General features: G+C 68.7%; 13 protein-coding genes (1 of these 13 cut by a window edge). 7 read left to right on the top strand and 6 right to left on the bottom strand.

Annotation, left to right across the window (positions count from 1 at the left end; all coding sequences use genetic code 11):
- Positions 1-197: the 3' end of a phosphodiester glycosidase family protein gene (locus M8445_RS07260; RefSeq protein ID WP_273990707.1), read on the top strand. It extends 547 nt beyond the left edge of the window; only the last 197 of its 744 coding nucleotides appear in the window; its start codon lies off the left edge, out of view; it ends in the stop codon at positions 195-197.
- 115 nt (positions 198-312) lie between these two features.
- On the opposite strand, the gene M8445_RS07255 is transcribed toward M8445_RS07260, so the two are convergent.
- The 5 genes from M8445_RS07255 to minD form a co-directional block, all read right to left on the bottom strand.
- Positions 313-2,712: a DUF937 domain-containing protein gene (locus tag M8445_RS07255; RefSeq protein WP_273990706.1), complete on the bottom strand. Its 2,400-nt coding sequence runs from the start codon at positions 2,710-2,712 to the stop codon at positions 313-315.
- Between the two features lie 313 nt (positions 2,713-3,025).
- The gene (locus tag M8445_RS07250; protein ID WP_273990703.1) at positions 3,026-3,616 is read right to left on the bottom strand and encodes a dihydrofolate reductase family protein; all 591 of its coding nucleotides are present in this window, start codon (positions 3,614-3,616) and stop codon (positions 3,026-3,028) included.
- 136 nt (positions 3,617-3,752) lie between these two features.
- Complete coding sequence (locus M8445_RS07245; RefSeq protein WP_273990702.1) at positions 3,753-4,820, bottom strand: FtsW/RodA/SpoVE family cell cycle protein; 1,068 nt, start codon at positions 4,818-4,820, stop codon at positions 3,753-3,755.
- Positions 4,821-4,981: 161 nt separating this feature from the next.
- On the bottom strand, positions 4,982-5,242 hold the full coding sequence (gene minE / locus M8445_RS07240; protein ID WP_189065471.1) for a cell division topological specificity factor MinE: 261 nt from the start codon (positions 5,240-5,242) through the stop codon (positions 4,982-4,984).
- 1 nt (position 5,243) lies between these two features.
- Positions 5,244-6,044 carry a septum site-determining protein MinD gene (gene minD / locus M8445_RS07235; protein WP_273990698.1) on the bottom strand — a complete coding sequence of 267 codons (801 nt, stop codon included), beginning with the start codon at positions 6,042-6,044 and terminating at the stop codon, positions 5,244-5,246.
- A gap of 122 nt (positions 6,045-6,166) precedes the next feature.
- Here minD and M8445_RS07230 point away from each other — a divergent pair, with 122 nt between their 5' ends.
- The 4 genes from M8445_RS07230 (at position 6,167) to M8445_RS07215 (ending at position 10,143) form a co-directional block, all read left to right on the top strand.
- On the top strand, positions 6,167-6,583 hold the full coding sequence (locus M8445_RS07230) for a hypothetical protein (protein ID WP_273990697.1): 417 nt from the start codon (positions 6,167-6,169) through the stop codon (positions 6,581-6,583).
- A gap of 125 nt (positions 6,584-6,708) precedes the next feature.
- On the top strand, positions 6,709-8,202 hold the full coding sequence (gene rimO / locus M8445_RS07225) for a 30S ribosomal protein S12 methylthiotransferase RimO (RefSeq protein WP_273990694.1): 1,494 nt from the start codon (positions 6,709-6,711) through the stop codon (positions 8,200-8,202).
- Positions 8,203-8,432: 230 nt separating this feature from the next.
- Positions 8,433-8,942: a hypothetical protein gene (locus tag M8445_RS07220; RefSeq protein ID WP_273990692.1), complete on the top strand. Its 510-nt coding sequence runs from the start codon at positions 8,433-8,435 to the stop codon at positions 8,940-8,942.
- A gap of 55 nt (positions 8,943-8,997) precedes the next feature.
- The gene (locus M8445_RS07215; RefSeq protein WP_273990691.1) at positions 8,998-10,143 is read left to right on the top strand and encodes a prepilin peptidase; all 1,146 of its coding nucleotides are present in this window, start codon (positions 8,998-9,000) and stop codon (positions 10,141-10,143) included.
- Between the two features lie 79 nt (positions 10,144-10,222).
- Here M8445_RS07215 and M8445_RS07210 read toward each other — a convergent pair whose 3' ends face one another.
- Positions 10,223-10,666: a superoxide dismutase gene (locus M8445_RS07210; protein WP_273990688.1), complete on the bottom strand. Its 444-nt coding sequence runs from the start codon at positions 10,664-10,666 to the stop codon at positions 10,223-10,225.
- A 240-nt stretch (positions 10,667-10,906) separates the two neighbouring features.
- Between M8445_RS07210 and M8445_RS07205 the strand changes: the two genes are divergently transcribed.
- Together M8445_RS07205 and mobA are read left to right on the top strand one after the other, a co-directional pair.
- Positions 10,907-12,352 carry an aldehyde dehydrogenase family protein gene (locus M8445_RS07205; RefSeq protein WP_273990686.1) on the top strand — a complete coding sequence of 482 codons (1,446 nt, stop codon included), beginning with the start codon at positions 10,907-10,909 and terminating at the stop codon, positions 12,350-12,352.
- Positions 12,349-12,933 carry a molybdenum cofactor guanylyltransferase gene (mobA, locus tag M8445_RS07200; RefSeq protein WP_273990685.1) on the top strand — a complete coding sequence of 195 codons (585 nt, stop codon included), beginning with the start codon at positions 12,349-12,351 and terminating at the stop codon, positions 12,931-12,933. Before M8445_RS07205 ends, mobA begins: the two co-directional genes overlap by 4 nt.
- Positions 12,934-12,987: the final 54 nt, after the last annotated feature.

The raw sequence follows: 12,987 nt of genomic DNA, 5'->3' as shown, positions 1-12,987 counted from the left end.
GCGTCTGCCGGGACGGGCAGGTGCGGTTTGCCGTCAGTGCCGGCCCCGTGAACTTCTACTCGTTCGCGGTGTTCTTCCGGGACACGCTGGGCTGCCCGGACGCCCTGTATCTGGACGGCAGCATCAGCGCCTACGCCACTGGCGACCGCAGCACGCAACTGGCGGACTTCGCAGGTATCTGGAGCGTGAGCCGCTGAAGCAGTGCGCTCTGGCGGGAACTCTTCATTCATGCAGTCCCGGTGGAACGCCATAAAGAACCGCCTGCCCCCGAAGTGGGAGGCAGGCGGTGTGGGTGGCCTGATTGGCCGGGGTTCAGTTCCCGACGGTCAGGGTCACGCTGCTGAGGGGCTCGGCAGCCGCGTCACCCACCGGGCGGACCTCGTAGGAGATGGTGCCCGCGCCGGGTTTGCTCTGGTAGCTCCAGCCGCAGGTGGCGTCCAGGGGGATGTTCTTGGTGCCGATGGTCCGGTCGCCGCGCTTGACGGTCACGCTGTACCCCTCGCCCTGCCCGACCCCGCCGAAGCGGAAGGGTTCGCTGACGGTCTGCCCGTCCGTGATGCTGAGGGTGTAGTCCTTGGTGCAGTTGGCGGCGCTGGCGTCGGCGGCGGCAGCAGCGATGGTCGTGCTGAGCGCGCCGAGTTCCGTGCCGTCCGGTCCCTTGACCGAGTAGCTGTGCGCGCCGGCCGAGGGGCTGGGCACGTCAAAGGTCCAGGTGCCGTCCTCACCGACGGTGATCTTGCCGAGGCTGGTGCCGTCCTCGAACAGTTCCAGTTCCTCGCCGGCCGTGCCGGTGCCGTTCATGGTGAACCCGCCCGCCGGGAGTTCGGCGTCCGCAGCGGGAGCGCCGATGGCGAAGCCGGTGGCCGCACCAGCGGCGTCCGTGCCAGTCGCGTCAGGAGCCGTCGCGTCCGTGGCCGTGCCGTCGGTGGTGGTGTCCGTGGCGGCCGCCGCGCCGTCAGCGATGTTCACCTTGAATTCACTGCGGGCCGCGCCGCCGTCCACGGTGTAGGTGTGTTCACCCACGGTCGGGGCGGGCAGGTCGGCCGTCCAGTTCCCGTCACTGCCGACGGTGGCGGTGCCGACGTCCTGACCCTCGTCCTGAATGGTCAGGGTCGCTCCGGCGGGGCCGGTACCGCTCATGGTGAACGGCGCGGGCGGAAGGTTCGCGTCGGAGGACGGGTTGGTCACCAGGATGCTGGCCGCCGTGTCGGTGGCCGTGGTAGCCGTGCCCGCCGAGTCCGCCGGCTGACGGTTGACCAGCCAGCAGCCACCCAGGAGCAGCAGTGCCAGCAGCGGAATGATCCACCAGGGGAAGCCGCCCCGGCGTTTCTCCTGGGGTGGGGTGGGCGGCACGCTGGCCGTGTTGATGGGCGGGGCCGCCACGGGAGGCACGTTCGGACGGGACGCCCCCGCCACGGCCGTGGTGGCCGCCCCGGCAGCGGCGGCCAGTCCGCCAGCGCCCAGCAACGCACCCAGGCTGCTCAGGCCGCTGGGCAGCAGGCCCGTCAGGCCGGCACCCAGGCCGCCCAGCAGACCGCTGAAGCCCGCAGCGCCCATGCCGCCGCTCCGGGCGCGGTTGCCCAGCATGCTCAGGACCAGCGGGGTCATCACGGCCAGCAGTCGCCCGGCGCTGGCACCGCTGCCTCCCAGCGCGGTCCCCAGTCGGCCCGCGACCTGATCAACGTTCCCGAACAGGCCGCCCAGCAGGCCGCGCCCCTGCCCCTCGATACGGGCAGATTCGGCGGCGTCGTCGAGCACCCCGGCGCGCAGGTGACCGTCCGCGTCGGTCAGCGACTCGAAGGGACGGGCCATGTTCAGCACGTCGTTCGCGCCGGACTCGGTGCGGCCCTTCTGCACCAGGGAGTTCAGGATCAGCGGCAGGGCCGCCTGCGCCGCACGTTTGGATGCGCCGCCGCCGAACCCGGCCGAGGCTCCGATCCGCTCGGCGACCGGACCGCTGAACTGCCCTTTCAGGAATTCCAGCAGGCCGCTGGCGCTGTCGTCACGGGCAGCCATGCCGGCGGCACCGGCCGCGAGGCCCGCCATGCCAATGCCAACCGCCGGCACATCCAGTGAGGGCACGTCCAGGGAAGGTACGTCCAGAGAGGGCACGTGCACGGCCGGCGGCGTGAGGTCCGGAGCGCTGACCTTACCCAGTGCCGGACCGGTCAGTGCCGGGCCACTCAGGGCCGCGCCACCCAGTGCGGCGGCCGCGCCGGCCCCAGCACCCAGCAGGCCGCCCATGCCGCCCAGCTGGCCTCGCAGGCCGCCCAGCATTCCGCCGATGTTCCCGCCGTTCACGCCGGCCTTGCCGAGCTGACTCAGCAGCAGCGGGAGGGCCATGCCCATCATCTTCTGCACGCTGCCGCTGGCCGCGCCGGTCTGCGCCGCCACGGTCTGCGTGAGGTTGCCGGCGCGGTCGCCCAGCAGCACCGGACCCAGCAGCTCCCCGGCCTGCTGGAGGTTCTGCGCGCCGTCGGCACCCGCCAGGGCGTCCTGCACGCTGCTGAACTGCGGAAGGTTCTGAATGGCCTCGGCAATCTGCGACTGTCCCTCGGCGCCGCGGGCGTGATCGGCCAGCGCGTCCAGTTGCAGGGGCAGGCCGGCGCTGAGCACGCGCTGCGCGGTCTGTGCGTCCAGGCCGGACACCTGACCCAGACGGGTGGCCCCGTCACCTCCGAAGAACGATTGAATCAAGTCTGTGATGTTCATGACGCCTCCTGGGAACTGCCGTGAAACGGACTGCCTGAACTGCTGGGAACCGGGGATGAACCCTGAACGGCCTTGACGGACCGCGCCGCCTTCACGCGGACACGAACGCCTCATCGGCGCAAGTGTAAATTATTTCACTCTGTTATGGCAGCGGGGGTGGAACGAGCCACACCGTAACACCTTCGGCGGCACGACGTTCCACACGTCATAAAAGACACTCTTAAGGAACCGGACCCCCCGCACCGCCCCCATCAGGGGCATGCGGACCGGCCACCCGGAATCCCGTCACGAACAGCAGCAGCCCCGGCAGGTTTCAGGACGGAATCTGCGAAGCGGCGCGGCGCCGGTACGTGCTCTGCACGAACCCGCTGCCCGCGAACACCCGCGCCGACACCAGCGTCAGCGGCAGGTCGGCGTCCAGCGGCCCGAACAGCGGACGGCCCCGCCCCAGCAGCACCGGCACGACCGTGACCGTCAGTTCGTCGATCAGTCCGGCCCGCAGGAACGCCTGAACAGTCTGCCCGCCGTCCACGTACACGGCCCGCGCGCCCAGGCGGCCCAGTTGCTCCGCGACCCGTTCGGGTGGTCCGGCCATGACCTGCACCGTGCCCCGCAGGGCGGGTGGCAGGTCCGCCGCGCTCAGGGTGCGGCTCAGGACAACCACCCGCAGGCCCGCGTACGGCCACTCCGGGAAGTCCTTCACGGTCTCGAAGGTCTCCCGGCCCATCAGCAGGGTATCCACGCCCGCCACGAACGCCGCGTACCCGTGATCCTCGCCCACTGGCGCCGCTGCACCGTCCGCCGTGGCTCCCGGCAGCCAGTCCAGGCGACCGTCCGGCCGGGCGATCAGGCCGTCCAGACTGACCGCCACGAACACCCGGAACTCAGGCCGCGCGGCACTCATCTCACGGACTCCGATTGAATGGTTCGCAAAAACCGTTCAATCTGAGCGGAGAGAGTAGGAGCAAAACGGATTCCGGGCGTGGAGTTGGCAACCCGGTGCGTTGGCGGGTTGTGAACGAAACAGACGGCAGTCCGTATCAGATGCGGCCCTCGTACCGGTCACGGTGCACGATGTACGCCAGCCCCAGCGTGCTCAGGGTACTGACCAGACTGCTCAGGCCGTAACTGATCAGCGGCAGGGTGATGCCCGTCAACGGCAGGACACTCAGGGCCGCGCCGACGTTCTCGAGAACCTGAAAGCCGATCTGACCCAGAATGCCCGCGAACAGCACCTGATCCTGCAACCGGGGCGCCTCGCCCGCCATGCCCGCCAGCCCCCAGAACAACCCGCCGTACAGCAGCAGCACCACCACGCCCCCCACGAACCCCTGTTCCTCCAGCCACGTGGACACCGCGAAGTCCGTGTGCGCCTCCGGCAGGAACCCGTTGTGCGACTGACTGCCCTGCTTGTACCCCTTGCCCTGCAACCCACCGCTGCCCACCGCGATGGTGCTCTGAATCACCTGATATCCCGCCCCGCGCGGGTCCTCGTAGGGGTTCAGGAAGATCGTCAGGCGCTTCTGCTGGTACGGCTCCAGGTGCGGGTACAGCACCGTCGGCACCGCCGTTCCCACCACCAGCGCCGCCAGCAGCGCGTGCCACACCGGCATGCGCGCCGCCAGCATCATCACGGCGAACATGACGCTCAGCACGATCGCCCCCCCGAAATCCTGAATGACGACCAGACCCACGGCCGGCAGGAACACCGCCAGCGCCCGCCCGTACGTGGACACCCCCTTGAACCCCCCGCGCAGCGTGACAGCCAGCATCAGGATCAACGCGAACTTCAGGATCTCCAGCGGCTGAAACTGCAGCGGCCCCAGCTCGATCCAGTTGCGCTGCCCGTTCACTTCCTTCCCGATCACGAACGTACTGACCTGCATCAGCAGCGCCAGCCCGTACAGGTACGGCGCCACGCGGTAGATGCGGTCCCGGCCCACCCACCACATCAGGGCAATCGGCACGGCCGCCAGCACCACGCCCAGCACCTGCTTGTTGAACACACCGCTCGACACGCGCGGCGACAGGGCCGCCGTACTGACCGTCATCAGGCCCACCGCCAGCAGGGCCGCGATGATCACCGGGAACCGCAGGTCGTACTTCAAGGCGTCCCCGCCAGCGGCGCCCGCACGGGCACCCCGGAGTGAAAGGCAGACTGAACATTCAAACGCGACACCCCCACAGGCTACGGCCTGCGAGGGTGAAGGTGCTTAGAGCTGAGGTGACCGCAGCAGGGTGCCTGGGCAGCAGGGCCCGGCGGCCGGGATCAGCGGTTGCGTTCGGCCGCACGGCCCGGCGAATCCTCATCCAGTGGAATGTTCGCCATCAGGACCACCATGTCGCCCCGCTGCTCGATCTCCACGCTGCTGTTCCCCGTCGGGAAGTACCGCTTGACGACTTCCAGCAGGTCGTTCCGCAGCGCATCCACCTTGCCGGGCGGAATCTGCGCCCGGTCGTACGCCAGCACCAGTTCCAGGCGGTCTTTCAGGGTCTCCTTGGTCCGGCCGCGCTTCATCCAGGAAAACACGTCAGGCCCCCCCGAACAGTCGGCGCAGCGCCGCCAGGAATCCCTTGTCCTCCTCGAACTTCGGGTACGGCACGTCCTCGCCCTTCAGGCGGCGCGCGGTCGCCATGAACGCCTCGCCCGCCTTCGTCTTGCCCAGCACCGCCGGCTCACCCACGTTCGTCGAGATGATGATCCCCTCGTCCTCCGGCACGATCCCGATCGGCTTGACACCCAGGATGTCCAGAATGTCCGCCTCGGACAGCATGTTCCCGCTCGCCACCATCTTCGGACGCAGGCGGTTGATGACCAGCCGGATCTCACTGACCTGCTGGGCCTCCAGCAGCCCGATGATGCGGTCCGCGTCACGCACGCTGGAAACCTCCGGGTTCACGACCACCAGCGCCCCCTCCGCCGGGGCGGCCGCCGTGCGGAACCCCGACTCGATACCCGCCGGGGAATCGATCAGGATCCGGTCGAAACCCTCGGTCTCGATCAGATCCCGCACCACACCCTTGAACACCTCCGGGTCCAGCGCGTCCTTATCACGCGTCTGACTGGCCGGCAGCAGGAACAGGTTCTCCACCCGCTTATCCCGGATCAGCGCCTGAGACATGCGGCACTTACCTTCCAGCACGTCCACCAGATCGAACACCACCCGCGACTCCAGACCCATCACCACATCCAGGTTCCGCAGGCCCACATCCACGTCAATGACCGCGACCTTCTCACCCAGTTTCGCGAGTGCCGCTCCTATGTTCGCGGTGGTCGTGGTTTTACCCACGCCCCCCTTGCCGGACGTGACCACAATAACCTTGGCATTCATCTTCAGGCAGTGTACAGCCCAACCCTGAGAGACGCGCCCCCGAGCGACAGCGGACAGCCGCGCGAATCAGGGGGTGCTGGATCTGCGGCACCATGTGGCCACCAGAGGGAATACCGTACGGCATGGCCCGAACTGCGAACTACGTGCTGTACCACAACCCCGCCTCAATGGGCATCGGCTTCCGGGGTGAGGTCGCAGAGAGCGGCATGATCGCCACCAACAAGGAAGCCGTTGCGGAGAGGGCCGCCACGGAAGGCGGGATCATCTGGTGCATTGGCCGGCCAGACAGCAAGAGCAAACGCTACTTCCTGTACCAGCGAATCGTGGATACCCGGTGCAGTTACGGACGCTCGGACGACGAGTTCCGCGTGACCCTGACCGGAAAACGCACCTTCCGGGACGGTTACGAGAAGGACATCACGGACGAGCCGTACTTCCCGAAGATCAAGAAGCTCCTGAGCCTGGGATTACAGAGCGTCAGCGACCGCGACATTCTGGACGCTTTCGAGCAGGAGTTCGCAGGCAACGCCCGAACGTAACTGAGCCCCTCTTCCGGGGTGATCCTGTAATCCAGTGCGTCGCCCGGCGCGGCCCGTCCCTGTAGAGTGGCGGGCTGAACCTCTGTGCCCCCGGGGTGCTGGGTGCGGCGCAAGGGAAGGAGTAGATGATGATGGAAGGCAACGGTCCCGCTGTGGCGGGCGCAAAACGGGTGGGGTTCATCAGTCTGGGGTGCCCGAAGGCGCTGGTGGACAGCGAGCGGATTCTGACGCAGCTGCGGTTCGAGGGCTATGAGGTGGCGGCCAGTTACGAGAATGCGGACGCGGTGATCGTGAATACGTGCGGGTTCATCACGCCGGCGGTCGAGGAGTCCCTGAGCGCGATTGGTGAGGCGCTGGAGGCGACGGGGAAGGTCATCGTGACCGGGTGCCTGGGCGAGCGGCCGGAGAAGATCATGGAGCGGCACCCGAAGGTCGCGGCGATCACGGGCAGTGAGGCGGTGGATGACGTGATGGGTCACGTTCGGACGCTGCTGCCGATCGATACGAGTGCGTTCACGGGTCTGCTGCCGGTGGCCGCGCCGGGCACACGGGCGGACGCCGTGCAGCCGGAGCGGGAGGATACGCGGCACGGGGATGTGTTCGCGCCGAGCGTAAAGCTGACGCCTAAGCACTACGCGTACGTGAAGATCGCGGAGGGCTGCAATCACACGTGTTCGTTCTGCATCATTCCGAAGTTGCGGGGGTTGCAGGTGTCCCGTGACGCCGGTTCGGTGCTGTACGAGGCGTACCGCCTGATCGCGGGCGGCACGAAGGAACTGATGATCATCTCGCAGGACACGAGTGCGTACGGCGTGGACGTCCGCTACCGCGAGAGCGAATTCCAGGGTGAGCAGGTCCGCGCGCACCTGACGGACCTGGCCGTGAAGCTGGGCGAGATGGGCGCGTGGGTGCGCATGCATTACGTGTACCCGTACCCGCACGTGGAGAAGATCGTGGAACTGATGGCGGCGGGCAAGATCCTGCCGTACCTGGACGTGCCGCTGCAGCACGCCAGTCCGAAGATCCTGCGGTCCATGCGCCGGCCCGGTGCGGGCAAGCAGCTGGACACCATCCGCCGCTGGCGGGAGATCTGCCCGGAGCTCGTGATCCGCTCCACGTTCATCGTGGGCTTCCCCGGTGAGACGGAGGCCGATTTCGTGGAGTTGCTGCAGTTCCTGGAGGACGCCCGCCTGGACCGCGTGGGGGCGTTCACGTACAGCGATGTGGACGAGGCCGACGCGAACGCCCTGCCGGACGCCGTGCCGCAGGACGTGAAGGAGGAGCGCCTGAGCCGCTTCATGGAGGTCGCGCAGCGCATCAGTGCCGAGCGGCTGGCCGAGAAGGTCGGCACCGTCATGGACGTGATCGTGGACGAGTTCAACGATGACGAGGACGACGCGCCGGGCACGAAACTGATCGGCCGGACGAAGGGGGACGCGCCGGGCATCGACGGACAGGTGTACCTGTTCGCCGCCGACTTCGCCGGGACCGTGAAGATCGGGGACATCGTGCGCGTACGCATTGAGGACAGCGACGAGTACGACCTGTACGGTGAGGTCGTGGAGACGCCTGCCTGGAAGCCCAACGTACCGCAGCTGGGGCACTTCGGGAAGCACTGATCAGACTCCGATTGAATGGTTTGCAAACCATTCAATCCGAGCGAAGCGAGTGGGAGCAACGGGGGTTCCGGGAGTGGAGTTGGCAGATCGGTGCCCTTCCGATCTGTCAACGCAACAGACGGAATCCGTAGGGGCGCAACGGTTACTGATGGGTGGCGGGTGTCCTGGGAACGGGGCGCCCGCCATTCCCCTGTCTGAAAGCTCACGTGCCTGCGTGCCAGACTGGGTGCATGGTCCGCCTGTACTTCAACCGCACGGGACGGCAGCCTTCGACGTGGCTGCTGGACGTGCCGATCTTCACGGTCTGTCCGGCATGCGGGTTCGTGCCGCACGAGGCGCGGCGGTACGTGGGCAGCCGGTACGGGCACGTGGGCGGCTTCACCTGCGGGGGATGCGGGGCGCGCGTGACGATTCTGGATGGTGACTGCCGCCCCCCGGTGCGGTTCGTGGCGGACGTGCCGGGGAAGCCCGAGCGGTCCTTCGTGTTCGAGGACGTGTACCGCCTGAACTGGGCGGACCTGACGCGCGCCGGGGCGCTGACCCGCACGGCGCTGATTCCGCCCGACGAGAAGGGCTACGTGGACTTCGGGGCGGCCCTGGCGGCGGCGCAGGGCGAGGCGGCGCAGCTGGGCGTCCCGGTCGTCCCGGCGCCGCTGCCCGAAGGGGTCTCCTGGGTGCCGGAGCCGCTGCGGGCGTGGCTGGACGCGCTGTTCACGCTGGACGGCCCCGCGACCCGGTAAGGGCCGGGCAGCTGAAGGCAAGACAGCTGTGAGAGTTGTTGCCTACACTGCCGGGGTGACCCCTGACGTCCTCCTCGTGATCTTTGCTGCCCTGCTCGGCCTGCTGGTCGGGTCGTTCTCGAACGTGCTGATCTGGCGCCTGCCGCGCGGCGAGAGTATCGCCTTCCCGCCCAGTCACTGCCCTAACTGCGATCACCGGCTGGGCGTGCCGGATCTGGTGCCGGTGCTGTCGTGGTTGAGCCTGGGCGGCAAGTGCCGGTACTGCCGGGCGCCCATCAAGGCGCGGTACCCGGTGGTGGAATTGCTGACCGGGCTGGGGTACGGCGTGATCGCCGCATTATTCCCACCGCTGGTGGTCGGGTGGGGCGCGCTGGGATTGATGGCGCTGTTCACGATCCTGCTGGTCGGGAGTGCCATCGACCTAGACACGTACACCATCCCGGACGAGCTGACGCTGCCGGGCACGGCGCTGGGCATCCTGTTCGGGCTCCTGAACGGCCGGGCGGGCGCCGAGGGGCTGCCGGACCTGTCGGGCGCGGTGCAGGGCGCGCTGCTGGGTGCAGGTCTGGTCGTGGCGATCAACCAGTTCGGGTCGTGGGTGCTGCGCCGCTTCCGGGAGCGCTCGTACCCGGAAGCGCCCATCGGGTACCAGCAGATCAGTCTGGCGCTGCTGGCCGGGGCGTGGCTGGGGCCGTGGTGGGGCCTGGGCGCGGCGCTGCTGTCGGCGGCCGTGAACGTGGTGGCCCGGCGCGTGGTGCGCGTACCGGAACTGCTGACGCTGGGCGGCCTGCTGGTCAGCGTGGTGCTGGGCAGCGCCGGGTACGGCCCGGGCATGATCCTGATGGTGCAGGGTGCGCTGGCCGCAGCGGGCGCCACGTCGCTGGTGGCGGGCGTGTACTGGTGGCTGAAGTACCGTGGGCAGACTGTGGACGACGCGGCCGACGAACCGGCCGACGCGAGCGCCATGGGCTTCGGGGACGTGAAACTGGCCGCCGTGATCGGCGCGTTCCTGGGCTGGGAGCGGCTGCTGCTGACGCTGGTGGTCGCGGTGTTCGCCGGGGCGCTGTTCGGCGTGACGCAGCTCGCCATGAAACGCGAGAACCGCGTGAAGTTCGGGCCGTTCCTGGCGGTCGGTGCGCTGGTCGCCCTGATCTGGGGCGCGCAGATCATCGAGGGGTACCGGGGCAGCCTGGGGCTGTAAGAAAGGTCGAAGGCCGATGGCAAATGGCAGAGGTCCGATCACGGAACCCCTGCCATCTGCTTTCTACCGTACGCCGTGGTTACATCTTGACGCCCGTGCAGGTCACGCCGGCGTCGGCGGGGGCGCCCGTGGCGTCCTTGGCGGTGTGGATGTTGAAGTACGTGGCGTTCATCACGTCGGCGGCGGCCACGCTGCCGGTCAGGGTAAGCATGCCCATGGCGTCGCTCTGCCCAACAATCATGCTGTTCATGATGGGTGCGCCGCCACTGCTACACGGGTCGGCGCTGGCCGCGCCCTGCAGGTGGTAATGCGCGACATAGTACGTGTTCGGGGCGAGGCCCATGACCCTGGCGCTGGTCATGACGGTCATGCCGTCTTTTTTCACGTCGACCATGCCGCTGGAGGCCAGTGCGCCGCCAGCCGGTTGCTTGGCGAGGGTGTAACTCATGGCGGGGGCCATCATGGCGCAGGAGCCGAGGGTCAGGGCCAGTGCAGAGCCGAGCAGAAGTCTGGTGATGGTCATGGTGGAGAACCTCCTGGGAGTGAGGGGCGGTGGGCCGGTGGGTTGTCGTGCGACTTGCAGTGTGCGCGTGCCGGGGGCGCTCAGAGTGTCGCCGGGGCTTCTTTGTGACGGGGCGCTCAATGCGTTCTCAAGGGAGGCGTGCGCTCTATACTCGGTTCAATTCCGTCCTGTTCCGCCTCGCCACTCGGGCACGCCCGGCCCGTCACCCGCTCCCCTGTGCCGCACTCCCCCGAGGTGCTCATGTCCGATTCCAGCCTGCCCGCCCCTGACCTTCACGCCCTGTTCGCCGCGCAGCAGGCGCAGCGCTGGCCGGCCGCGCAGACGACCGCCGCGCAGCGTCAGGCGATCCTGCGCCGCCTGCACGACGCGGTCCGCGCGCACCGCGTGCCCCTGGCCGACGCCCTGAAAGCCGACCTGGGCAAGAGCCGCGCCGAGGCCGAGATCACAGAACTGCACCCGGTGCTGGAGGAGATCCAGCATGCCATCCGCCGCCTGCCGCGCTGGATGGCGCCCCGCCGCGTGGACACGCCCAGCATGCTGTTCGGGGCGCGCAGCGAGGTGCAGATGCAGGCGCGCGGCGTGACCCTGATCCTGAGCCCCTGGAATTACCCCGTGAACCTCGCGCTGGTGCCGCTGGTCGCCAGTCTGGCCGCCGGGAACACCGTGATCCTGAAACCCAGCGAGAAGGCCCCCAACGTGGCGCGCGCGCTGAGTGACCTGATCGGCAGCGTGTTCGAACCGCGCCTCGCCGCGGTCGTGGAGGGGGACGGCGAGGTGGCCCGCACCTTGACGGAACTGCCGTTCGGGCACATCTTCTTCACCGGGAGCGGCGCGGTCGGGCGTCACGTCATGCGGGCCGCCGCGAACAACCTGACGGGCGTGACCCTGGAACTCGGTGGCAAGAGCCCCGCCCTGATCGACGCCAGCGCCGACCTGGACGTGACCGCCGAGCGGCTGGCGTGGGGAAAACTGCTGAACGCCGGGCAGACCTGCGTGGCCCCGGACTACGTGCTGGTGCCCCGGCACCTGGAAGAGCCGCTGCTGCGCCGCCTGGAGGCCGTGATCGCGCGGCGCTTCGGGACGGGCGCGTGGCTGCGGGCCGGGCCGGACTACGGGCGTATGGTGGACAGCGCCGGCGTGCAGCGCCTGGAACGCCTGACGCAGGGCAGCGTCGCACAGGGCGCGCGGGTGGTGCTGGGCGGCGAGTTCGACGCGCCGGGCCGGTTCATCTCGCCGACCGTAGTGAGCGGCGTGACGCCCGGCATGCCGCTGATGCAGGAGGAACTGTTCGGGCCGGTCCTGCCCATCCTGACGTACGACACGCCAGAAGAGGCTCTGAGCCTGATCCGCCGCCTGGACCCCCCGCTGGCGCTGTACCTGTTCAGCCGCGACGAGGACATGATCCGCCGCGTGCAGCGCGAGACGACCAGCGGCGGCATGGTCGTGAACGGCGCGGTCGTGCACCTGACCAACCCCAACCTACCGTTCGGCGGGGTCGGCCCCAGCGGCATGGGCAACTACCACGGCGAACACGGCTTCCGTACCTTCAGTCATGAGCGGGCCGTGTTGCGCGAACCCACGCCCAGTCCCGTGCGGTTCATGTACCCCCCTTACGGCCGACCGGTGCTGCGACTGGCCGCGTGGGCGCTGCGGCAACTGGAACGCCAGAGCGGCCCGCGCGAGTGACCCGCCCGCCGCCGGGCCTGTGGCTGACCGGAGCCGTCACGGCAGGCGGACGTTCCAGCCGCTTCGGGAGTGACAAGGCCCTGGCCCTGCTGAACGGCCGGACACTGCTGGAACGCGCCTGCGCGAGCCTTCAGGACTGCCCTGCACGCCTGCTGATCGCACCGCCCGGCCGTTACGCCCTGCCCGCCCACCTGGGCCGCTGGGACACGCACGCCGACCTGCGCCCCGGCGAGGGCCCCCTGGCCGGACTGGAAAGCGCCCTGACGCACGCCCCGCCCGGCTGGGTGGCGTTCACCGGGGTGGACCTGCCCTGGCTGACACCCGACTACTGGCGCACCCTGAGCGCCGCCATCACGCCCGGCCGCCTCAGCTTGCAGGCCACAGACGGGCAGGGCCGCGCGCAACCGCTGGCCGCGCTGTACCACACGGACCTGCTGCCCCACGTGACCGCCCTGCTGGACAGCGGGGAACGCCGCCTGAGACGCGCCGCGCCGCCCGAACACACCACGCTAGTGGGTGGCTTCACGGCCCGGACGTTCCTGAACGTCAACACGCCGGACGGGTTGATGGTTGATGGTTGAAAGTCGATGGAAACAGCACACGACCCCATCAACCATCAACTTTCAACCATCGAC

Origin of the sequence: Deinococcus aquaticus (genome assembly GCF_028622095.1) — a bacterium.
Taxonomy (GTDB): Bacteria; Deinococcota; Deinococci; order Deinococcales; family Deinococcaceae; genus Deinococcus; species Deinococcus aquaticus.
Note: the sequence above shows the minus strand (reverse complement) of the source record. Positions and strands in the feature narration are given on the sequence as shown.